Here is a 23,290-nt window from a genome sequence, read left to right as displayed (position 1 = left end):
CCGCTCAGCCGACGGTCAGGTCCACCCGGTCGGGGTAGAACGCGACGTGACCGGCGATCGACGCCACGGCCGGCGACGCGTCCGGGTACCCCCACACCGCGTCGGCCTGCTCGGCGCCGCCGGCGGTCAGCGTCCAGTACGACGCCTCGCCCTTGTACGGGCACCAGGTGCGGGTGGCGCTGGGGCGCAGGAACCGCTCGTCGACGTCGGCCAGCGGCACGTACTGCACGGCCGGGTACGTCGACTCCTGCAGCGTCAGCGCCGCCGTGGTGCGGGCGACGACGTCGCCGCCGACGCGGACGACGACCTCACCGGCCGTCGGGGTGATCGTGATCGGGTGGTCCGGGCCGGGGACCCGGTGCTCGCGCTCGCTCATGAGCACCGCAACACCCCGCACCGGCCGGCGCTTCCGCGACCGGCCCGGCCCCGGCGCTTGAGGTGACCCCGATCCCGCCCGATACGCAAGCGTGAACCGTCCCGCTGCAGCCACCACCCGGCGCGCCGCCGTGCTGTGGTCGCTCAGCGCGCGGTCACCCCGCTCGGCGCGGACCGGGGCGGCCGTCGCCCTGATGGCCACGATCCTCACCAACCTCGGCGCGGGCGTCCTGACCACCGGCCACCTGCGCACGCCCAACGTCGTGGCCGCCACCACCCTCGCCGTCCTCACCGCGGTGCTGCTGCGGCTGCCCGAGGACCGGACCGCCCCGCTCGTCGTCCTCGCCCCGCTGGCCGGGGTCGGGATGATCGTCTGGCTGGACCTGCTCAGCCGCGACGCCGGCGTCACCGGCCAGGTGTTCTTCATCGTCCCGGTGATCTGGGCCGCGGCCCAGCTCCGGCTCGGCGGGGCGCTGGTGGTGGTGGTCGTGACCCTCGCCGGGGAGGCCGTCGTGGTGTTCAGCTTCCTGCCCACGCAGGCCGCCGTCGTCGACTTCGCCTACCTCACGGTCCTGCTCACGCTCGTCTGCGGGGTGCTGGCCCGCTCGGGCGTGGTGCAGGAACGGCTCGTCGAGCAGCTGCGGCACCAGGCCGGCGTCGACCCGCTCACGGGCCTGTCCACCCGCCGCGTCCTCGACGCCGCCACCACCAGCGCCGCCCGCGAGGGCGGGCAGGGCACCAGCCTGGTGATCATCGACCTCGACCGGTTCAAGACCGTCAACGACACCCACGGCCACCTCGGCGGCGACGCGGCCCTCACCCACGTCGCCGCGCTGCTGCGCACCCACTGCCGCGACCACGACGTCGTGGCCCGCATGGGCGGCGACGAGCTGGCCGTCCTCATGCGCGACTGCCCGCCGCAGGCCGCGGCCCTGCGCGCGCAGCAGCTCGTCGACGCGGTGCGGGACAGCCCGCTGCTGCTGCCCGGCGGCGTCACGGTGCCGCTGTCCATCAGCGCCGGCCTCGCGGTGTGCCCGCCGGACGGGACGCGCGCGGAAGAGCTGTACGCCCGCGCCGACGCCGCCCTGTACACGGCGAAGCGGGCCGGGCGGGGACGGCTCGCGGCCGTCTGAGGCGCCCGTGAGACGTGGGGTCCTCCGTCGTGTGCGCGTCGCCGACGAGTCTCACGTCGTACCCGCGCGTGAACGCCCCGGGCAGCGTGGAGCGGACGCACTGGTCGGACCGCACACCGCCACGACGAGCGCCCCCACACCCCGTCGGGCCCGCTCGACCAGGCTGACGATCGCGGCGACGACGCGGTCGCGGGGCGGTCCGGGAGGGTCGTCACGCGACGAACCCAGCCGCGGGGCACGCCCTCCGGGTGCCCCCCGGGCAGGATGACCGGGTGCGATCACCCGCCGCCTCCCGTGCCTGGCACGCCGCCCTCGCCCTCGTCGTCCTCGCCTCCCTGGCCGCGCAGACCGCCCTGCTGCTGGGGGCCGGCACCGACGTGAACTCCGGGGACGCCGGGGTGGCCCGCTCCACCGCGTTCGCCCGGTTCGTCAGCTTCTTCACCGTCCAGAGCAACGTCCTCGTCCTCCTCGCGGCGGTCTCCCTCGTGCTGGACCCCGCGCGCGACGGGCGGTTCTGGCGGGTCCTGCGGCTGGACGCGCTGCTGGGGATCACCGTGACGGGCCTGGTGTTCGGGACGGTCCTGGCCCCGTACCTCCACCCCACGGGCCTGGGTTGGTGGGTCAACGCGGGGTTCCACTACGTCTCCCCGGTGATGGCGCTCGCCGGGTGGCTGCTGTTCGGGCCCCGCCCGCGGGTGGACGGGGCGACGGTGGCGTGGGCGGTGGTCTGGCCGCTGGCGTGGGTCGCGTTCACGTTCGCGCGGGGCGCGGCCACCGGCTGGTACCCGTACCCGTTCCTGGACGTCACCGACGCGGGGTGGCCGGTCGCGCTGCGGAACACGGGGGTCGTGGTCGTGCTGTCGCTGCTGCTGCTGGCGCTGTTCCGCGCCCTGGACCGCAGGCTGCCGGTGCGGGGCTGACCGCTCTGCCACCATCGGGGCAGCACCGCCGCGCCCCACCTCCGCGACCCACTCCCGCGACCCACTTCCGCGACCCACCAGGAGCGACCGTGACCGCCCCCCGCCGTGCCCTCGTCGTCGTCGACGTCCAGCAGGAGTACTTCACCGGTCCCCTGCGGATCCAGCACCCCGACCCCGACCACGCGCTGGGCAACGTCGTGCGGGCCGTGGCCGCCGCGCGGGCGCACGACGTGCCGGTCGTGGTGGTCCGGCACGTCGACCCCGCCGGTGCCCCGGTCTTCGCGCAGGGCAGCCCCGGCGCCGAGCTGCACCCCGCCCTGGCCGCCGTCGTCGAACCCGGCGACGAGCGCGTCGAGAAGTCCTTCAGCAGCGTCTTCGCCGGGACCGGCCTCGCCGACCGGTTGCGTCGGCGCGGGGTCGACACCGTCGGCATCGTCGGTTTCATGACCAACAACTGCGACCTGGCCAGCGCGGTGGAGGCCGAGGGGCTGGGGTTCACCGCCGAGGTCCTCTCCGACGCCAGCGGCGCGATCGACCTCGACAACGACGCCGGCCACGTCCCGGCGCCCGTCGTGCACGCGACCCTCATGGCGCTGCTGCACTCCAACTTCGCCGCCGTCGCGACCACCGACGCCTGGATCGCCGCGGTCGGCCGCGCCGAGGCCCTGCCCAAGGACAACCTGCTCGACTCCGCCGCGCGCGGGCGGGCCCGCGTGGACGCCTGAGCCAGCGGTGCTGATCGTGCTGTGCGGGCTCCCCGCGGCCGGCAAGAGCGCCCTCGCCGAATCCCTCGCCGCGGCCCTGACCGCACCGGTGCTGTCGGTGGACCCCATCGAGGCGGCCACGTGGCGGGCCGGCGTCGACCGGGGCCAACCGACCGGCGTAGCCGCCTACGCCGTCGCGCAGGCCCTGGCCGCCGAGAACCTCCGCCTGGGGCTCACGGTGATCGTCGACGCCGTCAACGACGCCGAGGAGGCGCGCGCCGCCTGGGTCGACCTGGCCCGGGACCGGGCGGTGCCGCTGCGGTTCGTCGAGGTGGTCTGCTCCGACCCGCGCGTGCACCGGCAGCGGCTGCTGGACCGGCGCCGGGACCTGGAGGGTTTCCCCGAGCCCACCTGGGAGTCGGTGCAGGCCCGCCGCGCGGCGTTCGTCGACTGGCCGCAGGACCGGCTGGTGCTCGACTCGCTGCGGCCCCTGCCGGAACTGACCGCGCGGGCCCTGGACCACCTGGGGTCCCCGGCGGGCTGACCCCGACCCCGGTGGGGACGACTAGGGTCGGACGCCATGTCGCCGCGCCTGGCCTGGGTCACCGCACGCGCCGCCCGGGGGTACGACCTCGACGAGCCGCTGGGGCTGCGCGCGCTGTCCGACCGCGGCGCCGTCGTGGACGTCGTCGACTGGGACGACCCGGACGTCGCGTGGGACGGCTACGACCGCGTCGTGCTGCGCTCCACCTGGGACTACCACGACCGGTTGCCGGACTTCCTGGCCTGGGTCGAGGAGACCGCGCAGCGCGCCGAGGTGCTCAACCCGCCCCCGCTGGTCCGCTGGAGCACCGACAAGCACTACCTCGCCGAGCTCGCGGCAGCAGGTGTCCCGGTGCCCCCCACCACGTTCCTCGAACCCGGCGACCGGGTGGACCCGGCGCGTCTGGTGCGCGGACCCGTCGTCGTCAAACCGGCCGTCGGGGCGGGCAGCCGCGGCGTCGCCACCTACGGACCGGACCAGGGCGACCTCGCCGCGGCCCACGTCGCCGCCCTGCACGACCGCGGCCGCTCGGTGCTCGTGCAACCGCTGCTCGCCTCCGTCGCGCGGGACGGGGAACGGGCCCTCGTCCACTTCGGGGGGACCTGCAGCCACGCCGCGACCAAGCGGGTCACCCTGCCCGACCCCGGGACGCTCGACGACCTGTTCGCCGCGGAGCGCACCGCACCCCACGAGGCGACACCGGCGGAACGGGCCGTGGCCGACGCCGCGCTCGCCGTCGTCGCGCGCCGGTGGGGGACCCCCGCGTACGCGCGCGTCGACCTGGTCCACGACGACGCCGGCGACCCCTGCGTCCTGGAGCTGGAACTGGTGGAACCGTCCCTCTTCCTCACCGAGGGCGGGCCCGGGGCCGCCGACCGCCTCGCCGCGGCGCTGCTGGCACAGTGACCCGGCAGCGCTCGCGGGCACGGGCCGAGGACCGGTGGTCCGCGCCCCGCCCCGCGCTCAGACCGTGACGGCGTTCAGCGTCAGCGTGAAGCAGGACCCGCCGCCGTCGGCGTGCCGGTACGTGAGGTCCCCGCCGTTGGCGTTGACGAGCGAGCGGGCGATGAACAGCCCCAGCCCGGTGCCCTTCTTGCCCACCGCGACCCCGGTGGTGGCGCGCGCGAAGCGGTCGAACAGGTGCGGCACGAACTCCTCCGGCACCCCCTCCCCGGCGTCGGCGACCTCCAGGGCGACGTGCTCGCCGTGGCAGCGGGTCCGGACCCGCACGGGCGGCGCGCCGTACTTGAAGGCGTTGCCGAGGAGGTTGGCCAGCACCTGGTGCACGTGGCCGCGGTCGGCCAGGACGGTGACGTCCTCCACGCCGGTGGTGTCGACGAGGGAGGCGTCGCGGCCGAGGCGCTCGACGACCTCGGTGACCAGGGCGCGCAGGGCGATGCGGGCGGTGCGGGGGGCGGTGGCGCCGGCGTCGAGCTGGGCCATCGAGAGCATGTCCTCCAGCAGGTCGTTGGCCCACCGGCCGGCCTTCTGGATGCGGGTGAGGAACTGCTCCTTCTCCGCGTCGGAGAGCACCTGCCACTCGTCGAGCAGCAGCTCGGCGTACCCGGTGGTGGCCGACAGCGGCTGGCGCAGGTCGTGGCTGAGGGTCGCCACGAGGTCGTCCTTGAGGCGGTTGGCCTCGCGCAGCTGTTCGTTGGAGGTGGCCAGGGCCGCCTGCGCGCGCATCCGCTCGGACAGGTCCCGCACGAGGGTGAGGGTGGCCCGGCCCCCGGCGTCGGGCAGCGGCACGGTGGTCACCTCGACGGGGACGGTGGTGCCGTCGGCGCGGCGCAGGGCCGTCACCAGGGACGCCGAGGCGGTGACCCGGCCCGGGGCGGACGTCGTGCGGGCCACCCAGGCCTCCTGCTCGGCCTCGGGCACCAGCGACCGCGAGGAGTCCAGGGCGAGCAGGGCGGGGGCGCGGTGCCCCGTCAGGCGCGCCATGGCCTCGTTGACGTAGGTGACCTCGTCGTCGTGCTCGACGAGCACGCCCTCGCCGAGGTCGGACAGGGCCCGCAGCAGGCGGGTGGACACGTCGCGCTGGCGGCGGACGCCCTCCTCGGCGGCCACGCGGGCGCTGACGTCGACGACCTGGGTGGCCAGGTAGGCCGGTTCGCCGTCGGAGGTGCGGACCAGCGCGGTGGAGACCTGGGTGTGCACGACGTGCCCGTCGCGGTGGAGGTGCCGCAGCGGCCCGCCCACGGCGGTGGCGGGGCCGCGGCCGGCGATGACGTCGCGCACCTCCTCCAGCTGCGCCGCCCGGTCCTCGGGGTGCACGTGCCGGGTCCAGCGGTGCCCCACGAGGTCGGCGGGCGCGTACCCGAGCACCTCGGCGGCGGCGGCGTTGACGCGCAGCACGGTGCCGTCCAGCGCCAGGTGGATGTTGCCGACGACGGAGGCGTCGAAGGCGGCCTGCAGCAGCGCGGCCTGCTCACCGGCCCGCTGCCGGGCGTCCTCGAGCTCCCGGCGCAGCGCGCGGTCGGCGGTGACGTCGGTCATGGCCACGACCGCCCCCAGGGGGCTGCCGTCGGCGCGGTCCATGCGCCGCCCCGAGGCCGTGACCGCGATGGGCGCGCGCCCGGCGGGGGCGATGACCATCTCGGCGCCCTCGACGCGGCCCTCGCGCAGGACGGTGTGCAGCGGGACCTGGTCGGGGGCCAGCGCGCTGACGCCGTCGGCGGCGTGCAGGTCGTAGCTGCGGGCGTGCTGCACGGGGTCCATGCCGTGGTCGGCGTCCAGGCCGTGCCACTCCTGCGCGGCCCGGTTGAACAGGGTGAGGTGGCCGTCGGCGTCGGCGACGACGATGCCGACGTCGACGGACTCCAGGACGGCGTGGGCCAGTTCCCCGCGGGCCTCGGCCTCGGCCATCGCCTGCTCGGCCAGCGCGCGCTGGGCGGCGGCCTCGGCGGCCGAGCGCTCGGCGGCGGCGGCGGTGGCGGCCATCCGCACGAGCAGGACGTCGCGCTCGTCGCGGCCCGTGGCCAGGCCCACCCCCAGCACGGCCAGCACCACCACGTAGAGCTGGACGACGATGGCGCGGGTCGCGTCGTCGGCGATCATCGCGAAGGGGCCGCTGCCGGCCAGGGTGAGCACGACGGCCGTGACGCCCATGAGCAGGTCGTGGACCACGACGATCGTGGTGTCGAAGCGCCACGCCACCCACGTGGAGAGGGCCACCAGCGGGAACGCCACCGGCAGCCCGTGCCACACGCCGAAGATCAGCGCGTAGGCCAGGGCGGAGCACCCCAGCGCGGCGGCGAGCTCCACGGCGCGCCAGCCCCGCGGCCAGCGCACGGGCACCAGCACCACGCCCGGTCCGTCGGCGCGGCGGGCGGTGAGCAGGTAGCCGATGCGGAAGGCGACGGCGGTGAGGAGGACGACGCTGGCGGTGTTGCGCGTCATCCACACCAGCGCGGTCAGCCACGACCAGTCCCCGGTCAGCGCCCACACCGCCGCGGGCCCCAGCAGCGCGCCGGCGCCGGTGGCGAGCACCGCGGCGGCCAGCAGGCGCATGAGCTGCGCCACGCCGGTGAGCGGTTCACGCCCCCCGGCGCCCCACACGGTCGGGCACCAGCGGGAGAACAGGCGCCCGAAGGTGAGGACCTGGGCGAGGTTGGCCGCGACGAAGCAGGCGGCCAGGACGGGGGCGGCGCCGGTGGCGGCGTTGAGCGCGAACGTGGCCGCGGACAGCAGCAGCACGTCCAGCCGGCGGGTCCCCGCCGAGCGCTGCGCGCCGAACCACACGACCGCCACGCCGGCCGCCGGCCACACCAGGCTCAGGCTCGTGCCGTCCATGACGGTCCGCCGGCCCAGGAACACCGCGACGCAGAACGCGACGGCGAACGCCGCGCTGCGCAGCACGGCGGCGGCCGTGGGGCGGGGGGTCCGGCCGGGCCGGGCGGTCCGCACGGAGCGGGAGGTGGGACCGGGACGCAGGACGCCGCGTCGAGGGCCGTTGAAGAACGTGACCACCCCAGGCCTCCCGTCCGTCCCCGCCGTCGACCACCAGGCCCGGACCGACGGCGGGGGTTGCCGGTGAGGGACCTCTCAAGACGTCGGCACGCCCCGCGGGCGCCTGAAGCCCCCCACCCCCCGGTGATCAAGCACTCCGGTGATCAAGCACGGTGGACGACCGTCACGTCCCGCCCCTGCTGCTTGCCCCGGTACAGGGCCGCGTCGGCCCGGGCGACGACGTCCGCGGGCAGCTCGCCCGGTTCCCACTGCGCCACGCCGACCGTGCAGGTCTGGCCGCGCGGCACGGCGGCGCGGATCCGGTCGGCGACCGCGACGGCGTCGTCCACCGAGCACCCCGGCAGCGCCACGACGAACTCCTCCCCGCCCCAGCGGGCCAGGGTGTCCACCTCGCGCAGGCAGCCGCCGGCGGCGGTGGCGAACTCGCGCAGCAGGTCGTCCCCGCCCAGGTGGCCGTGGGTGTCGTTGTAGGTCTTGAAGTGGTCCAGGTCGAGCAGGGCCAGCGTCAGCGGCGCCCCGCCGCGGGTGGCGCGCGCCACCTCGGTGCTGATCGCCTGGTCCCAGCGCCGCCGGTTCGCCAGGCCCGTCAGGGGGTCCCGCTCGGCGGCGCGGGCCAGGCGCTGCAGCAGCTCGGCGCGCTCGGCGGCGTGCGCGAGCTCCCCCGAGAGGGTCTGCAGGACCGGCAGGACGTGGTCGGGCAGCTGCGGCACGGGGGTGCGCCAGAAGACGCCCAGGACCCCCACGGCCCGCTGCCCGGGCAGGACGACCGGGTGCCAGGCCCCCGAGACGACGCCGGAGGAGGCGACGAGACGCTGCGACGCCCCCTGGTGGGAGGCCATGTCGGCGACGAACACCGGCTGCCCGGACGCGAAGCACGTCCAGCCCAGGGACGGTTCCCCCTCGGGGTAGAACACGCGGCCCGCGGCGTACCCGGAGGTGGCGACGGCCCGCAGCCCGCGGACGTCGCCGTCGGTGTCGGGGCGCAGCAGGTACGCCGCGTCGGCGTTCGTGAGGTCGCGCACCGTCCCGCAGATGACGTCCACGGGGTCCTCCGCCGCCGCCAGCGCGCGGGAGGCGTCGGCCAGGTCCTGCACCCGGCGGCTGTGCTCGGCCAGCGCCGCGTGGGCCTGCGCGAGGGCCTGCTCGCGCTCGCGGTCGCGGGTGACGTCGCTGAGGGCGACGACCGCGCCCAGCGGGGAGCCGTCGGCGCGGCGCATCGCCCGGCCGGAGCACTCCAGGACGCGGCGGGGCCGCCCGGGGACGTCGAGGACGACCTCGGCGCCCTCGACGGTGCCGTCGCGCAGCGCGCGCAGCCACGGCAGGTCCCACCCGTCCAGGACGGTGGTGCCGTCGGCGGCGAAGTAGGTGGGGTGGGGTTGCGGCTCGTCGCCGGTCCCGTGCCACCACCGCGCGGTCCGGTTCAGCGACCGCACGTGCCCGTCGGCGTCGACGACGACGAGACCGACGTCGATGGTCTCGGCGACGACCTCGCTGAGCTCCCAGCGCGCCTCCGACTCGGCCATCGCCAGCAGCGCGAGCTCGCGGGCCTCCCCGGCGCGCTCGGTCCGGGCGTCGGCCCGGCGCGCCTGGCGGCGACGCTCGAACAGGGCGACCAGCACCCCGGCCAGGTCCCGCAGGACGTCGGCCTGCTGCTCGCTCAGCCGCCCCGGGGCGGTGTCGAAGACGCACAGGGAGCCGAGGGCGTGGCCGTCGGGGGTGAGCAGCGGCGCGGAGGCGTAGAAGCGGACCGCGCCCAGGCGCCCGTCCACCCAGGGGTTGCGGGCGTAGCGCTCGTCGAGGCTGGCGTCGGGGACGACGACGAGCTCGCCGTCCTCGAAGTGCAGGGCGCACATCGAGTCGGCGCGGGGGGAGTCCCCGCCCTCGAAGCCGACGGCGGTGAGCTGGCACTGGCGGTGCCCGTCGATGAGGTTCAGCGTGGCGTGCGGGACCCCGGCGACCGCGGCCGCGGCCCGGACGACCGCGGACAGCTCGTCGTCGGCCGGGGCGTCCAGCAGCCGGTACTCGTGCAGGGCGGCCAGCCGGGCCGTCTCGGCCGTCGTCACGGGTGCGGCGACGTGCGCCGCGGCGTCCACCCGCCCGGCTTCCTCACGCACCGTCGCCTCCGCCAGGGCGACCCAGTCCTCCCGGTCCACCTCGCAGTGATCGGCCGGTGGGGGGCGGGGCTTGACCACCCACCCGGCGGGGGAACGCGCTGCGCGACGGAAACCGTTGTGCCGCTGCACTTCTGTGAGTACCGCGTCACGGTGCGCAGTGGTCGGGAAAACCGGTCCCGCGTCGCCGCCACCGTCGCTAGGCTCCGCAGCCGGTGGGTCACCCGGAACCCCCGGCGGGCACCGCCGCGGGACCCGGCGCCGTGACCGCCTGCCGACGACCACGCACGACGCCCTGGAGAACGATCACCCCGTGAACCGCCCCCGCACCCTCACCGCCGTCGCCCTCGCCGTCGCCGCCCTCACGCTCGGCGCGTGCGGGGACCCCGTCGTGGGCACCGTCACCGCCAAGGAGCACGAGGCCGCCGAGACCGAGCGCGGCACCCGCAAGGACTGCACCACCTCGACGTCCTCCACGGGCACGAGGACGACGAAGTGCAAGACCGTGCCCACCACCTCGCACGAGCCGGAGGAGTGGGAGCTCACCGTCGCCGAGGACGACGGCGACACCGTCGAGGTCGGCGTCGACCGGGACGTGTACGACCGGGTCGAGGTGGGGGACCGCTACGACGAGGAGGCGGAGGCGGCCCGCGCCGGCTGACGCGACGCGACCCGTCCCGGCCGCCTCAGCGGCGCGGGGGGCCGGACCCGTCCGGCGGGCCCGGCGGCCGGCGGCTGCGCAGCAGGAGCAGGACCCCCGCCACGACGGCCGCGACGAGGACCAGGAAGGCGAGGACCAGGACGACGAGGACGATCACCCACGGGTGGTCGACGAGGTTCCTGAACACCCCCCGACCCTAGTGGCCGGGACGGCCCGGCGGGCGGGCGCGGCGCGGCGTCAGGACCGCCGGGCCGGCTGGGCCAGGTCCGTCGAGGCGGCGCCGGCCTCCTGGGCCTCGACGTCGGCCAGGCGCTCGCGCAGCGCGGCGTGGACGATCGCGAAGGAGTCGCTGCCGGTGATCAGGCGCAGCGGGGCCGGGGTCGTGTCGACGCTGGCGATGACGGCGGCGGCGACCCTGGCGGGGTCGCTCACCGAGGGCAGGTCGGGGTTCCGGATGCCGCGGCTCATCGCCGCCGGGGTCCCGTCGTAGGCGGCCAGGGGTTCGGGCAGGCGCGCGGAGCCGGTGCGGAAACCGGTGGCGGCGCTGCCGGGTTCGACGATCGTGACGCCGATGCCGAACGGGGCGAGGTCCTTGGCGCTGGCCTCCATGAACCCTTCCACGCCCCACTTGCTCGCGTGGTAGAGCGACGCGCCGGGGTTGGTCGCCTGCCCCCCGTAGGTGGACATCTGGACGATGCGCCCACCGCCCTGGGCCCGCAGGTGCGGGACGGCGGCGCGCAGGACCTGGATCGGGCCGACGAGGTTGGTCGCCAGCTGGTGCTCGACGAGTTCGTCGGTGAGTTCCTCGGCCGCGCCGAACAACCCGTACCCGGCGTTGTTCACCACGACGTCGACCCTGCCCAGCTCGGTGAACGCCGCGTCGACGACCTCGCGGACCCGGGCCGTGTCGGTGACGTCGAGCCGGGCGGTCCAGACCCGGTCCCCGTGGCGCTCGACGAGGTCGGACAGGGACGCGGTGTCGCGGGCGGTGGCGGCCACCCGGTCCCCTCGCTGCAGGAGCTGCTCGGTCATCAGCCGGCCGAAACCGCTGCTGGAGCCGGTGATGAACCAGGTGCGCTGAGCCATCGTCGTTCAACCTCTCGGATCTGTCGGCCCCGCAAGGGTTTCGGGGTCGGTGCGGGAACCACGTTCGGCCGGCCCCGGGAACCGGGGAAGACCCTGCGGACACTGGTAGTCGCGGGGACAGGCTGGGCACCCCGGGCCCCGCGCGCCCGCGGGTAACGTCGGGACCGTGGAACCCCGCACCCCGCTGGCCGACTTCCTGCGCGCCCGCCGCGAGCTGGTGCGCCCCGAGGACGTCGGGCTGCCTGCCGGCAGCCGGCGACGGGTCCCCGGGTTGCGGCGCGAGGAGGTGGCCCTGCTGGCCGGCATCAGCAACGAGTACTACCTGCGGCTGGAGCAGGGCCGGGACCAGCACCCCTCCGAGCAGGTCGTCGACGCCCTCGCCCGCGCGCTGCGGCTGGACGCCGAGGCCACCGCCCACGCCCTGGAACTGTCCCGCGCCCGCCCGCGCCGCCGCGCCGGCTCCACCCAGCACCGCTCCGAACGGGTTCCCGAGGGTGTGCTGCTGCTGCTGGGGACCCTCAACGTGCCCGCCTACGTCGTGGACCGCTACCGGGACGTGCTGGCGGTCAACCGGCTCGCGACCGCGCTGGAACCGTCCCTGGTGGTCGGGGCGAACCGGCTGGTGTCCCTGTTCGCCGACCCCGAGGTGCGCAGCCAGCACCCGGACTGGGAGCAGGGCGTCGCCGGTGTCGTGGCGCAGCTGCGGGCCGACATCGGCGCCGACCAGGACGACCCGCGGTTCCAGGCCCTCGTCGGCGAGCTGTCGGTCAAGAGCGAACGCTTCCGCCGGCTGTGGGCCCGCCACGACGTCAAGGCCGGTGGTCACCCCACGGGGGTCGTTCACCACCCCGTCGTCGGGGAACTCGTCCTGCGCCGGGAGAAGCTCGCCGTGGTCGGCGGCGCGTCCCTCGTCGTGGTGGTCCACCACGCCGAGCCGGGCACCCCGTCGGCGGAGGGGCTGGCGCTGCTGGCCTCGCTGGTCTGAGCGTCCCGGCGCGGGGCCCGGCGGTGTCCCGTCAGGGTTGGGCGGGCAGGTCCAGGGGCCGCTTGTAGTACCCCCAGGGGAACGTCATGGTCTTCACGAGGGTCCAGCCCTGCGCTTCGAGGCGGCGGCGGGCGCCGGGGGCCCAGGGCTGGCGGTGGTGCTCCCACTGGGTCTCGGAGGCTTCCACGACGTGGAAGAGGGTGCCGTAGTCCACGATGTGCCAGCCGTGCCGGCCCTCCTCGGCCAGGACGGCCATCTCCTCCAGGGAGGTGATGGGGGACAGCACCTTCCGTTCCGGCGCGCCCGCGTCGCCGACGTGCGGGTCGGGCCGGGTGGGGGTGGCGAAGCGTTGCTGGGCGGCCTGCTTGCTGACGCCGAGGAGGGTGCCGAGGGTGTCCCAGCGGTGCCCGGCGCTGCGGGCGCCGGCGACGGCCTCGCGCAGCAGCCGGGAGGTCTCCTCGGCGGCGACGCGGGTGGCGGCGACCAGGCGCAGGGAGGCGTCGGGGTCGTCGGCCAGGGCGTCGCGCAGGCCGACGGGGGTGGACAGCACCGCTTCGGTGACGGCTTCGCGCAGGGCCTGCACCTCGGCGTCGGTCAGGGGGGCGGGGCCGGGGGTGGTGGTGGTCACCGCTGCTCCTCGCGGGGGGCGGCCGGGCCGAGGGGTTCGAGCGCGTCGAGGACGGCCTGGTCCCGCCGGGTGCGGCGCGCGGCCCGCTGCCGCGCTCGGCGGGACCGGGTGACGAGCCACACCACCAGCAGGACGACGAGGACACCGGTGACCACTCCGGCCAGGGTGGAGAGCCAGGAGGACGCGTCACCGCCGTCGTCGGGCGTGCGGGCGGCGCCGGACACGGCGAGGCAGAGCAGGCCGGCTCCGACGAGGCCGAGGGTGAGGCGACGGTGGTGACGCCCCGGGTGGGAAGGGGTGCGTGCGGCGGTGGTCATGTCGTCAAGATTGTCTTGACGACATGAGGCTGTCAAGGAGAACTTGACGGGCTGGGTCGACCGGCTGCCGTTAGCGTGCCCCCGTGCGCCTCGGCCTGGACCACCTCGTCGACCCCTCCCTCGCGCGGTTCGTCCCGGAGTCCCGGGAGTTCTACGCGCGGCGGGGCCCGCGCCGCGGGCCCGCGGACCTCGACGAGCTGCGGGCCGCCCGCGCCGCCCTGCCCGCGCCGCGGCCCAGCGACCCGCCCGCCGAGGAGGGGACCACCTCCGAGGGGGTGCCCGTCCGCGTCCACCGGCCCCGCACGGGCCCGGTGCGCGGTGTCCACCTCGCCCTGCACGGCGGCGGTTTCGTCCTCGGCTCCGCCGCCGCCGACGACGTACACCGCCAGGAGCTGGCCGACGCGCTGGGCGTCGTGGTCGTCGGGGTCGACCACCGGCTCGCACCGGAGGACCCGTGGCCCGCGGCGCCCGACGACTGCGAGTCCGCCGCTCGCTGGGTCGTCGAGCGGTTCGGGGACGTCCCCCGCACCGTCGGGGGTTTCTCCGCCGGGGCGACGCTGGCGGTGACGACGCTGCTGCGGGTGCCGGGCGCGTTCGGGGCCGCGGTCCTGGACTCCGGCACCTACGACCTCAGCGGCACGACCCCCGCGGGCCGGCTCATCGCCGGTGAGTTCTTCCTCGACGCCTACGCCGGGCACGTCCCCGACCGCACCCACCCCGACGTCTCGCCGGTCTTCGCCGACCTGCGCGGCCTGCCGCCCGTGCTCCTCGTCGTGGGCGCCGACGACGTGCTGCTGGAGGACGGCCTGGCGATGGCCGCCCGCCTCGCCGCCGCCGGGGTCGACGTCGACGTGCGCGTCCACCCGGCCTCCCCGCACGGTTTCGCGCGCCACCCCACGTCGATGGGCCGCGCGGCGTCGGAGGCCGTGCGGGAGTGGCTGCGCACCGGGCCGCGGGGCGCGGCGTGAGCGGGGACCGGGCGCTGCGCGGGCTCACCGCGGTGCTGGGCCTCGACGCGGCGACGGTCGCGGCCCTGGGCGCGGTGGCCGCCGCGACCCGGCGGCGACCGGCCGGGCCGGGGTACGCGGCGGTCGCCGCGACGGCGGCGCTGAGCCTGGTCCCCGGTGTCGTGGCGGTGGCCCGCGAACGGCGCGCGCACCGCACCGCGCCCCCGGCGGAGCACGCGGCGACGATCACGGCGCTGCTGTTCGTCGCGGGGTCGGCGGTCTGCTCGGCCGGCACGGGTGCGGTGGCCCACCGGTACGGGTGGCCCCGGCGCGGCCGGGGTCCGCTGCCCGCCGTCAACACCGCGCTCCTCGTGGGCGGCAACCTCGTCGGGGTCCCCTACCTCGCGTTCGTGGCGGCGCTGCACCGGTGACCGGGGAACCGTCCGCCCTGCTCCTGACGGGCACCGTGGGGGCGGGGAAGACGACGACCGCGCGCGCCCTCGGGGACCTGCTGCGCGCCGACGGCGTCCCGCACGCCGTCGTCGACCTCGACGCCCTGCGCGAGGCGTGGCCGAGCCCGCCGGACGACCCGTTCCACGAGCGGCTGGCGCTGGCGAACCTGCGGGACGTGGCGCGCAACCACCTGGCGGCCGGCGCGCGCCGGCTCGTCGTCGCGGGCGTCCTGGAGGACCCCGCCCACCGGGCGCTGCACGCCGACGCCGTGGGCGTGCCGCTGACGGTGTGCCGGCTGCGCCCGGCGCTCGACGTCGTCGCCGGGCGCCTGCGCGGCCGCCACGCCGGGGACCCCGAGGGCCTGCGCTGGCACCTGCACCGCAGCGGTGAGCTCGACGCGGTCCTGCACCGGGCCGGGATCGGGGACGTCGTCGTCGACGTCGGCGCGGACGACGCCCCGGCCGACGTGGCCCGCGCCGTCCTCCGGGCTGTGCATGCACTGACGTCTTGACGGTCCCGCCCGGAGCGCGCACAGTGCACCTGTGCATGCACAACGACGTGCCGGGGCGAGCGACCGGACCTACGCGCGACTGCGCGAGGACGTCCTCGACGGCGTCCTGCCGCCCGGCGCGGTCCTGGCCGAGCTGGAGCAGAGCGCCCGGCTCGGCGTCTCCCGCACCCCCGTCCGCGAGGCCTTCGCCCGGCTCGTCCACGACGGCCTGGCCCGCCCCGTCGGCGGCCGCGGCCTCGTCGTCGCGCCGCTGGACCCCGGCGACCTGGAGCACCTCTACGACGTCCGCGAGGCGCTGGAGGTCAAGGCGGCCCGGCTCGCGGCCCGCGACGGCGCCCGCTTCACGGCCTTCGCCCACCGCTTCGCCCACGCCCCCGACCTCGTCGAGGCGGGCGAGCTGGGCCGGTACTACGCGCTGGGCGCCGAGTTCGACGCCGCCGTCGACGACGCCGTCGCCAACCCGTGGCTCGTCCGCGCGCTCGCCGACGTCCGCACCCACCTCGTCCGGATCCGCCGCCTCGCCCGCCACGACCCCGACCGGCTGCGCGCGGCCGCCTCCGAGCACCAGCTCATCGCCGAGGCCCTCGCCGCCGGCGACGCCGACCTGGCCGCGCACGCCGTCCACGTCCACCTGCACCGCAGCAGGAGCCACTTCCGGAACCACCTGAGGCACCAGGAGGAGAGCGCGTGAAGGAGCACGAGGTCCGCGTCCACCGCAGCGACGAGCCGTTCGGTCGCCACGAGGAACTCGCCTGGAAGCTCGCCGAGCTCGCCACCGACCCGGTCTCCGTCGACGACGACGTCACCGCGATGGTCGTCAACCGCGTCCTCGACAACGCCGCCGTCAGCGCCGCCTCCCTCCTGCGGGCCCCCGTCGTCGCAGCGCGCTCGCAGGCCCTGGACCACCCCGCCTCCCGCGGCGGGGACGGCGCCCGGATCGTCGGGACGACGCAGACCACCTCACCGGAGTGGGCGGCCTGGGCGAACGGCGTCGCCGTGCGCGAACTCGACTTCCACGACACGTTCCTGGCCGCCGAGTACTCCCACCCCGGCGACAACCTCCCGGCGCTGGTGGCCGTCGCGCAGCACGTCGGGTGCGACGGCGCGAGCCTGCTGCGGGGCGTCGTCACGGCCTACGAGGTGCAGGTCGACCTCGTCCGCGCGATCTCCCTGCACCGGCACAAGATCGACCACGTCGCGCACCTCGGGCCCGCCGTCGCGGCCGGGCTGGGCACCATGCTGGGGCTGTCGACCGAAGTCGTGCACCAGGCGATCGGCCAGGCCCTGCACACCACGACCGCGACCCGGCAGTCCCGCAAGGGCGCGATCTCGACGTGGAAGGCGTACGCCCCCGCGTTCGCGGGCAAGGTCGCGGTCGAGGCCGTCGACCGGGCGATGCGCGGGCAGACGAGCCCGGCCCCGGTCTACGAGGGCGAGGACGGCGTCATCGCGTGGCTGCTCGACGGCCCCGACGCCGTCTACCGGGTCCCGCTGCCCGAACCCGGTGAACCCCGCCGCGCGATCCTCGACACGTACACCAAGGAGCACTCCGCGGAGTACCAGGCGCAGGCCGTCATCGACCTCGCCCGCCGCCTGCACCGCGAGCACCCCGAACTGCGCGACCCCGCGAACGTCGAGCGGATCGTCCTGCACACCAGCCACCACACGCACGTCGTCATCGGCTCCGGCGCGAACGACCCGCAGAAGTACGACCCCACGGCCAGCCGGGAGACCCTCGACCACTCCGTGCCGTACATCTTCACGGTCGCGCTGCAGGACGGCGGCTGGCACCACGTCGACTCCTACGCCCGCGACCGCGCCGGGCGCCCCGACACCGTCGCCCTGTGGCGGAAGGTGTCGACCGTCGAGGACCCCGAGTGGACCGAGCGGTACCACGCGACCGACCCGGCCCGGAAGGCGTTCGGCGCGCGCGTCGAGGCCCGGCTCACCGACGGCACGACGGTCGTCGACGAGCTCGCCGTCGCCGACGCGCACCCCCTCGGCGCCCACCCGTTCACCCGCGCCCAGTACGAGGCGAAGCTGGCGACGCTGGCCGCCGGGGTCCTGCCCGACGAGGAGGTCGCCCGGTTCACCGGCCTCGCCGAGCGGCTGCCCGACCTGACCCCCGGCGAGGTGCGCGAGCTCCAGGTCGTCGCCCCGCCCGAACTGCTGGAGACCGTCCCCACCCCGTCCGGCCTGTTCTGACCCGAGGAACCAGGAGGCTCCCGTGCTGTACTCGTCGACGACGCCGAGCGCCCGACGCCACGCGTTCCGGCTCGCCCTCGCCGGGACCGACCTGCTGCGGTTCCCCGGCGCCTTCAACCCGTTGTCCGCCCGGCTCATCCAGCGCAAGGGCTTCGAGGGCGTCTACGTCTCGGGGGCCGTGCTGTCCGCGGACCTGGGGTTGCCGGACATCGGCCTCACGACGCTGACCGAGGTCGCCGGGCGGTCCGCGCAGATCGCCCGCGTCACCGACCTGCCCGTCCTCGTCGACGCCGACACGGGGTTCGGCGAACCCCTCAACGTCGCCCGCACCGTGCAGGCGATGGAGGACGCCGGGGTCGCCGGCCTGCACGTCGAGGACCAGGTGAACCCCAAGCGCTGCGGTCACCTGGAGGGCAAGCAGGTCGTCGACGAGCGCACCGCGGTGCGCCGCGTGCGGGCCGCGGTCGACGCCCGCCGCGACGGCGACTTCCTCGTGGTCGCCCGCACCGACGTCCGCGGCGTGGAGGGTTTCGACGCCGCCGTGCGCCGGGCCAAGGCCCTCGTCGACGCCGGGGCCGACGTCGTGTTCCCCGAGGCGATGGCCGACCTCGCCGAGTTCGAGGCCGTGTGCTCCGCGCTCGACGTCCCGGTCCTGGCGAACATGACCGAGTTCGGCCGCAGCGACCTGTTCACCCACGAGCAGCTGCGCGACGCCGGGGTGCGCATCGTCATCCACCCCGTGTCGCTGCTGCGGCTGGCGATGGGCGCGGCCGACCGCGCGCTCGACGAGCTCACCGGGACCGGGACCCTCGACGGGAAGGTCGCCGAGATGCAGACCCGCGCGCAGTTGTACGACCTCGTGGACTACGCGGCGTACGGGGAGTTCGACTCCGGGATCTACGACTTCAGCCTGGAGGGGAACCGGGGATGAGCGAGGTCCACAAGGGTCTGGCCGGTGTCGTCGCGGACACCACGGCCGTCTCCAAGGTCGACCCCGGGTCGAACTCCCTGCTGTACCGCGGGTACCCCGTGCAGGAGCTCGCGACCCGCAGCGTCGAGGAGGTCGCGCGGCTGCTGTGGGACGGGGAGCTACCCACCGCGCAGGGCCTGGAGGCCTTCCGGGAGCGTGAGCGCGCGGGCCGGGCCCTGGACGACCGCGTCCGCCGCGTCGTCGACGAACTGCCGCTGACCGCCCACCCCATGGACGTCGTCCGCACCGCCGTGAGCGTCCTGGGCGCCGTGGACGAGCAGGCCGCGGACCACTCGCGCGAGGCCGAGCTCGCCAAGGCCGAACGCCTGTTCGCCGCGCTGCCCGCCGTCGTCGGGTACGCCCAGCGCCGCCGCCACGGGCAGGACCTGCCGGCCCCGCGCGACGACCTCGGCTACGCCGCGAACTTCCTGTGGACCGTCACCGGGGAAGAACCCGACGAGGTCGCGACCCGGACGTTCGAGACGTCGCTCGTCCTGTACGCCGAGCACTCCTTCAACGCCTCGACGTTCGCCGCGCGCGTGGTGACGTCGACGTTGTCGGACCTGCACTCGGCGGTGACGGCCGCGGTCGGGGCGCTGAAGGGGCCCCTGCACGGCGGCGCGAACGAGGCCGTCTGGACGGTGTTCGAGGAGATCGGGTCCGCGCAGGGGGCCGCGGCCTGGCTCGCCGGGAACCTGGCCGCGCACCGCAGGATCATGGGTTTCGGGCACCGCGTCTACCGGCACGGCGACTCCCGCGTCCCCACCATGCACGCCGCCCTGCGGGAACTGGCGACGGCCCGCGGGCGCACCGACGTCCTGGACCTGTACGACGCCCTGGAGTCGGAGATGCTGCGGGCCAAGGACATCCGTCCCAACCTCGACTACCCGGCCGGTCCCGCGTACCACCTGCTCGGGCTGGACACCGACGTCTTCACCCCCGTGTTCGTCGCCGCCCGCGTCGTCGGCTGGACCGCCCACGTGGTCGAGCAGCGGGCGGCGAACTCCCTCATCCGCCCGCTGTCGGCGTACGACGGTCCGCCCCTGCGCCACCTCCCACCGGCGCACCCGAGCGCAGCACCTCGATGAGCGCGGCCTCCGGGCGCGGGGGGCCGTGGAGGTAACCCTGCACGGTGTCGCAGCCGTAGCGGCGCAGCAGGTCCGCCTGCTGCGGGGTCTCCACGCCCTCGGCGACCACCGACAGGCCCAGGGCCTGCCCGATGCCCAGCACCGCGCGCACCACCGCGTCGCAGCTGGGGTCGCGGCCCAGGCCCGCCACGAACGTCAGGTCGATCTTCAGCAGGTCGACGGGCAGCTCGGTCAGGTGGGCCAGGCTGGAGAAACCGGTGCCGAGGTCGTCGATGGCGATGCGGACCCCCGCGTCCCGCAGGCGCTGCAGGTCGCTGCGCAGCGACGGGGTGATCGTCGGCATCGTCGTCTCGGTCAGCTCCAGCACCAGCCGGTGTGCGGGCAGGCCGTGCCGCTGCAACGCCCCCAGGACGTCCCCGGTCAGGGAGTCGGACTCCAGGTGGCGGCCGGAGACGTTGACGTGCACCGCCGGGGCCACCGGGCCCAGCGCCGCGACCCAGGCGGCGGCCATCCGGCAGGACTCCTCCAGCACCCGCCGGCCCAGTTCCAGCACCAGGGGGCTGTCCTCGGCGACGCCGAGGAACTCCGCCGGGAACAGCAGACCCCGCTGCGGGTGCTGCCAGCGCACGAGGGTCTCCACCGCCACGGGCCGCCCCGTGGCCAGGTCCACCACGGGCTGGCCGTGCAGGACGAGCTCGTCGCGGTCCAGGGCCGTCCGCAGCTCCCGCAGCAGCCGCGCGGTGCGGGTGCGGCGGGCCTCGCCCCCGTCGCGGTCGTCGTCGAGGTGGACGCGGTTCTTGCCCGCGCGCTTGGCCTCGTACATCGCGGCGTCGGCGCGGGCCAGGGCCTGCTCGGCGCGGGCCCGCGGGTCGCGGCCCTCGCCCCCGCGGCCGGTCTCGCCCACGGTCACCAGGTGCGTGCCGATGCTGACGCCCACCACGAACGTCCCCGCCGAGACGCCCACCGGGGCGTGCAGGGCCTGCAGCAGCCGCTGGGCGATGGCGAGCAGGTCGGTGGTGCTGGTCAGGCCGGGGCAGACCGCGGCGAACTCGTCCCCGCCCAGGCGCGCCAGGGTGTCCCCCGGGCGCAGGCAGGCGCTGAACCGGGCCGCGACCTTGCGCAGCAGGTCGTCGCCCGCGCCGTGCCCGGCGGAGTCGTTGACGGCCTTGAACCCGTCGAGGTCGCAGAACAGCACCCCCACCCCGGTGCCGGTGCGGCCCGCGGCGGCCAGGGCGTGCTCCAGGCGGTCGTGCAGCAGCGTCCGGTTCGGCAGCCCCGTCAGCCCGTCGTGCAGCGCCTGGTGGCGCAGGGCCAGCTCGGCGGTCTTGCGGGCGGTGACGTCCTCGATGAGGCACAGCACCTGCGGCCCGGCGCCCGGCGCGCAGGGGACCGCGCCGGGGACCGCGCCGGGGACCGCGCCGAGGACGGGGTCGGTCATGGCGGTGGCCGACAGCAGCCCCCAGCGCACGGTGCCGTCGGCGTGGCGGAACCGCAGCTCCAGCTCGGCGTGGGTGCGTTCGCCCCGCAGCAGCGGGGCCAGGGCCAGCGAGGACTCGGCGCGGTCGTCGGGGTGGACGAGGTCGCGGACGTCGCGGCCCAGCAGGTCGGGGTCGCCGAGGCCGGTGAACCGGCACAGCGTGGAGTTCACCTGCAGGGCGCGCGCCACCTCGTCCTCGCCCCGGCCGACGATGACCATCCCGATCGGCGCGGTGTCGAACGCGAGCCGGAACCGCTGCTCGGAGGCCGCCAGCCGCTGCCGGTCCGCGCGCTTGCCGGTGACGTCCTCGACGTGGGTCACCGCGTAGCGGGGGCGGCCGTCGTCGTCGTGGATGACCGCCACGTCCAGGGCCACCCAGATCACGGCCCCGTCGGCGCGGACGTAGCGCTTCTCCAGGTGCGCGGCACCGGTCCCGGGCCCCACCGGCTCCCCGGGCGCGTCCAGGTCCTCGGGGTGGGTGATCTCGGCGGGCGTCTTCCCCAGCAGCTGCTCGCGGGAGTACCCCAGCATCCGGCACACCGCGGGGTTGACGTTGAGGAAGCGCCCCTCGGCGTGCCCGCTCAGCGCGGTGATGAGCACCCCGGTGGGGGCGTGGGTGAAGGCCAGGCTGAACCGCTGCTCGGCCTCGCGCAGCGCGGCCTGGGCCCGGCGCCGCTCCGTGGTGTCCCGGGCGGCCAGGGACGCCCCCACGACCGCGCCGGTGGCGTCGAGCACGGGGGAGACGGTGATGGAGGCCTCGACGGTGCCGCCGTCGCGGTGGCGCCCCACGGTGTCGCGGGCGGAGAGGGGGACCGGCCCGGCGTCGGCGCCGGACGTTGCCCGCGCCAGCCACTCCAGCAGCTGCCCCACCTCGGCGACCGGGGCGATGCCCTCCACGCCCCTGCCGACGACCTCCTCGGCGCGGTAGCCGTACAGCCGCTCGGCCGCGCTGTTCCAGGACGTGATGGTCCCCGCGGCGTCGACCGAGACGATCGCGTCGCGGGCCCCGGCGACGATGCCGGCCAGGGAACGGGCCTGCTGCTCCAGGCGGCGGCGGTCGGTCACGTCGCGCAGGGCGGCGTACGTGCGCCGCCGCCCCTCGACCTCCACGGGCGTCCAGGTCAGCTCCACGACCAGCGCCGTCCCGTCGCGCCGCCGCGCGGGGACCTCCACCGTGCTGGTCGCGGGGTGCGCACCGGTCGCCGAGAAGCAGGCGTAGCCGGCGCTGCGGGCGTCCTCGCCCGGCGGCACGATCGTGTCCGCCAGGGTGCGGCCGAGGGCCTCGGCGGCCGACCAGCCGAACATCCGCTCCGCGGCGGCGTTCCAGGAGGTGATGCGCCCGTCGGCGTCGACGGCGAGGAAGGCGTCGCTCGTGGCGTCCAGCACCAGGCGCAGCTCGGCGTCGCGGGCCGCCAGGAGCTGGGCCCGCGCGGCCAGCTCCTGGGCCTGCGCGACGTGCTGGAGGGCCTGGGTGGCGTGCTGGCGGGCCTCGTCGGCGTAGCCGTCGGCCAGCCGGGTCTGCCGGCGCCGCTCGAACAGCGCCACGACCACGCGCGCCAGCCGGTGCAGCCCGCTCAGCTGGGTGGCGGACAGCTCACCGGGGACGGTGTCGAAGACGCACAGCGTCCCCAGGGCGAACCCGGCGGGGTTGACCAGGGGCGCGGAGGCGTACAGCCGCACCCGGCCCAGCCGGCCGTCGACCCACGGGTTCGCGCGGTACCGCTCGTCCAGGGCGGCGTCGGGGACGTGGACGACCTCCCCGGCGGTGAAGTGCAGCGCGCACATCGAGTCGGCGCGCGCGGAGTCGGCGCCCGCGAACCCGGCGGTGACGAGCTGGCACTGGCGGTGGGCGTCGATGAGGTTCAGCGTCGCGTGCGGGACCCCGGCCAGCATCGCCGCGGTGTGCACGACGTCGTCGAGCTCGACGTCGGCCACGGTGTCCAGGACGTCGTAGGAGTGCAGCACCGCGAGCCGCTGCAGTTCCAGGGACGGCCCGCGGCGCGTGGAGAACCGGTTCGGGGACCTCGAGGCGCTCACCCCGGCGCAGATCGACGCGCGGCCGCGCGGGCTTGAGCCGCGTCGCCTGGACGGCCCAACGCCCGCCCGCTCGCGACCCCGGCCGGGCCGGTCACCCTCCGACCGCGCCCCGCGCCGGGGATCACGCCGGGGACCCGGTCCAGCGCGAGAACCGCGGTGACGGCAC

At 76.2% G+C, this 23,290-nt stretch carries 22 protein-coding genes; 14 read left to right on the top strand and 8 right to left on the bottom strand.

All coding sequences use genetic code 11. The features are described from left to right. Window positions 1-4: 4 nt before the first annotated feature. Window positions 5-376 carry a DUF427 domain-containing protein gene (locus BJ968_RS10990; protein ID WP_179751767.1) on the bottom strand — a complete coding sequence of 124 codons (372 nt, stop codon included), beginning with the start codon at window positions 374-376 and terminating at the stop codon, window positions 5-7. A gap of 91 nt (window positions 377-467) precedes the next feature. Here BJ968_RS10990 and BJ968_RS23755 point away from each other — a divergent pair, with 91 nt between their 5' ends. The 5 genes from BJ968_RS23755 to BJ968_RS10965 all read left to right on the top strand — a co-directional run bounded on the left by BJ968_RS23755 (window position 468) and on the right by BJ968_RS10965 (window position 4,582). Beyond that, window positions 468-1,508: a diguanylate cyclase gene (locus BJ968_RS23755; protein ID WP_218884991.1), complete on the top strand. Its 1,041-nt coding sequence runs from the start codon at window positions 468-470 to the stop codon at window positions 1,506-1,508. A gap of 272 nt (window positions 1,509-1,780) precedes the next feature. Continuing rightward, window positions 1,781-2,428 (top strand): Pr6Pr family membrane protein, encoded by a 648-nt coding sequence (locus BJ968_RS10980; protein WP_179751763.1) that lies wholly within the window; start codon window positions 1,781-1,783, stop codon window positions 2,426-2,428. A gap of 89 nt (window positions 2,429-2,517) precedes the next feature. Next, entirely contained in the window at window positions 2,518-3,153 is a 636-nt protein-coding gene (locus BJ968_RS10975) for an isochorismatase family protein (protein WP_179751761.1), read from the top strand. 7 nt (window positions 3,154-3,160) lie between these two features. After that, window positions 3,161-3,676 carry an AAA family ATPase gene (locus BJ968_RS10970; protein ID WP_179751759.1) on the top strand — a complete coding sequence of 172 codons (516 nt, stop codon included), beginning with the start codon at window positions 3,161-3,163 and terminating at the stop codon, window positions 3,674-3,676. A gap of 36 nt (window positions 3,677-3,712) precedes the next feature. Next, entirely contained in the window at window positions 3,713-4,582 is an 870-nt protein-coding gene (locus BJ968_RS10965) for an ATP-grasp domain-containing protein (protein WP_179751757.1), read from the top strand. A gap of 57 nt (window positions 4,583-4,639) precedes the next feature. On the opposite strand, the gene BJ968_RS26580 is transcribed toward BJ968_RS10965, so the two are convergent. Together BJ968_RS26580 and BJ968_RS10955 are read right to left on the bottom strand one after the other, a co-directional pair. Continuing rightward, window positions 4,640-7,648, bottom strand: a complete 3,009-nt coding sequence (locus BJ968_RS26580; RefSeq protein WP_179751755.1) for a PAS domain S-box protein — start codon at window positions 7,646-7,648, stop codon at window positions 4,640-4,642. 143 nt (window positions 7,649-7,791) lie between these two features. Further along, on the bottom strand, window positions 7,792-9,801 hold the full coding sequence (locus BJ968_RS10955) for a diguanylate cyclase domain-containing protein (RefSeq protein WP_179751753.1): 2,010 nt from the start codon (window positions 9,799-9,801) through the stop codon (window positions 7,792-7,794). Window positions 9,802-10,072: 271 nt separating this feature from the next. On the opposite strand from BJ968_RS10955, the gene BJ968_RS10950 reads away from it, so the two are divergent. Further along, the gene (locus tag BJ968_RS10950) at window positions 10,073-10,420 is read left to right on the top strand and encodes a DUF7489 domain-containing protein (RefSeq protein WP_179751751.1); all 348 of its coding nucleotides are present in this window, start codon (window positions 10,073-10,075) and stop codon (window positions 10,418-10,420) included. A 25-nt stretch (window positions 10,421-10,445) separates the two neighbouring features. Here the strand turns inward: BJ968_RS10950 and BJ968_RS10945 are convergent, their stop codons facing one another. Both BJ968_RS10945 and BJ968_RS10940 read right to left on the bottom strand, forming a co-directional pair. After that, window positions 10,446-10,607: a hypothetical protein gene (locus BJ968_RS10945; protein WP_179751749.1), complete on the bottom strand. Its 162-nt coding sequence runs from the start codon at window positions 10,605-10,607 to the stop codon at window positions 10,446-10,448. Between the two features lie 50 nt (window positions 10,608-10,657). Next, window positions 10,658-11,506 carry an SDR family oxidoreductase gene (locus tag BJ968_RS10940; RefSeq protein ID WP_179751747.1) on the bottom strand — a complete coding sequence of 283 codons (849 nt, stop codon included), beginning with the start codon at window positions 11,504-11,506 and terminating at the stop codon, window positions 10,658-10,660. Between the two features lie 166 nt (window positions 11,507-11,672). Between BJ968_RS10940 and BJ968_RS10935 the strand changes: the two genes are divergently transcribed. Next, on the top strand, window positions 11,673-12,491 hold the full coding sequence (locus tag BJ968_RS10935) for an MmyB family transcriptional regulator (protein WP_179751745.1): 819 nt from the start codon (window positions 11,673-11,675) through the stop codon (window positions 12,489-12,491). A gap of 31 nt (window positions 12,492-12,522) precedes the next feature. On the opposite strand, the gene BJ968_RS25660 is transcribed toward BJ968_RS10935, so the two are convergent. Beyond that, window positions 12,523-13,119, bottom strand: a complete 597-nt coding sequence (locus BJ968_RS25660; RefSeq protein WP_179751743.1) for a hypothetical protein — start codon at window positions 13,117-13,119, stop codon at window positions 12,523-12,525. Further along, complete coding sequence (locus BJ968_RS10925; protein WP_179751741.1) at window positions 13,116-13,436, bottom strand: hypothetical protein; 321 nt, start codon at window positions 13,434-13,436, stop codon at window positions 13,116-13,118. The genes BJ968_RS25660 and BJ968_RS10925 overlap by 4 nt, the downstream gene beginning before the upstream one ends. A gap of 83 nt (window positions 13,437-13,519) precedes the next feature. Here BJ968_RS10925 and BJ968_RS10920 point away from each other — a divergent pair, with 83 nt between their 5' ends. Genes BJ968_RS10920 through BJ968_RS10890 form a run of 7 tightly spaced genes read left to right on the top strand, consistent with a single transcriptional unit; the run spans window position 13,520 to window position 19,610 of the window. Next, window positions 13,520-14,404 (top strand): alpha/beta hydrolase fold domain-containing protein, encoded by an 885-nt coding sequence (locus BJ968_RS10920; protein WP_179751739.1) that lies wholly within the window; start codon window positions 13,520-13,522, stop codon window positions 14,402-14,404. Beyond that, window positions 14,401-14,814 carry a hypothetical protein gene (locus BJ968_RS26575; protein WP_179751737.1) on the top strand — a complete coding sequence of 138 codons (414 nt, stop codon included), beginning with the start codon at window positions 14,401-14,403 and terminating at the stop codon, window positions 14,812-14,814. The genes BJ968_RS10920 and BJ968_RS26575 overlap by 4 nt, the downstream gene beginning before the upstream one ends. Further along, on the top strand, window positions 14,811-15,347 hold the full coding sequence (locus BJ968_RS10910) for a zeta toxin family protein (RefSeq protein WP_179751735.1): 537 nt from the start codon (window positions 14,811-14,813) through the stop codon (window positions 15,345-15,347). Before BJ968_RS26575 ends, BJ968_RS10910 begins: the two co-directional genes overlap by 4 nt. 31 nt (window positions 15,348-15,378) lie before the next feature. After that, complete coding sequence (locus BJ968_RS26570) at window positions 15,379-16,038, top strand: FCD domain-containing protein (protein ID WP_179751733.1); 660 nt, start codon at window positions 15,379-15,381, stop codon at window positions 16,036-16,038. Beyond that, window positions 16,035-17,552: an MmgE/PrpD family protein gene (locus BJ968_RS26565; protein WP_179751731.1), complete on the top strand. Its 1,518-nt coding sequence runs from the start codon at window positions 16,035-16,037 to the stop codon at window positions 17,550-17,552. Before BJ968_RS26570 ends, BJ968_RS26565 begins: the two co-directional genes overlap by 4 nt. A 22-nt stretch (window positions 17,553-17,574) precedes the next feature. Then, on the top strand, window positions 17,575-18,483 hold the full coding sequence (gene prpB / locus BJ968_RS10895) for a methylisocitrate lyase (protein ID WP_179751728.1): 909 nt from the start codon (window positions 17,575-17,577) through the stop codon (window positions 18,481-18,483). Next, window positions 18,480-19,610, top strand: coding sequence for a bifunctional 2-methylcitrate synthase/citrate synthase (locus BJ968_RS10890; RefSeq protein WP_179751726.1), 1,131 nt, complete (start codon window positions 18,480-18,482; stop codon window positions 19,608-19,610). Before prpB ends, BJ968_RS10890 begins: the two co-directional genes overlap by 4 nt. Here the strand turns inward: BJ968_RS10890 and BJ968_RS10885 are convergent. Then, a complete protein-coding gene (locus BJ968_RS10885) occupies window positions 19,531-23,124 on the bottom strand; it encodes a PAS domain S-box protein (RefSeq protein WP_179751724.1) in 3,594 nt (1,197 codons plus the stop codon). The two genes, BJ968_RS10890 and BJ968_RS10885, sit on opposite strands and share 80 nt — an antisense overlap. Between the last annotated feature and the right edge of the window lie 166 nt (window positions 23,125-23,290).

It is taken from the genome of Kineococcus aurantiacus, assembly GCF_013409345.1.
GTDB classification, from domain to species: Bacteria; Actinomycetota; Actinomycetes; order Actinomycetales; family Kineococcaceae; genus Kineococcus; species Kineococcus aurantiacus.
Note: the sequence above shows the minus strand (reverse complement) of the source record. Positions and strands in the feature narration are given on the sequence as shown.

What these genes read in the sequence shown, in the direction of transcription:
- BJ968_RS10990 (WP_179751767.1), bottom strand. Translation starts at nt 376, where the DNA reads ATGAGCGAGCGCGAGCACCGGGTCCCCGGCCCGGACCACCCGATCACG.
- BJ968_RS10965 (WP_179751757.1), top strand. Translation starts at nt 3,713, where the DNA reads ATGTCGCCGCGCCTGGCCTGGGTCACCGCACGCGCCGCCCGGGGGTAC.
- BJ968_RS10940 (WP_179751747.1), bottom strand. Translation starts at nt 11,506, where the DNA reads ATGGCTCAGCGCACCTGGTTCATCACCGGCTCCAGCAGCGGTTTCGGC.
- BJ968_RS10925 (WP_179751741.1), bottom strand. Translation starts at nt 13,436, where the DNA reads ATGACCACCGCCGCACGCACCCCTTCCCACCCGGGGCGTCACCACCGT.
- BJ968_RS10890 (WP_179751726.1), top strand. Translation starts at nt 18,480, where the DNA reads ATGAGCGAGGTCCACAAGGGTCTGGCCGGTGTCGTCGCGGACACCACG.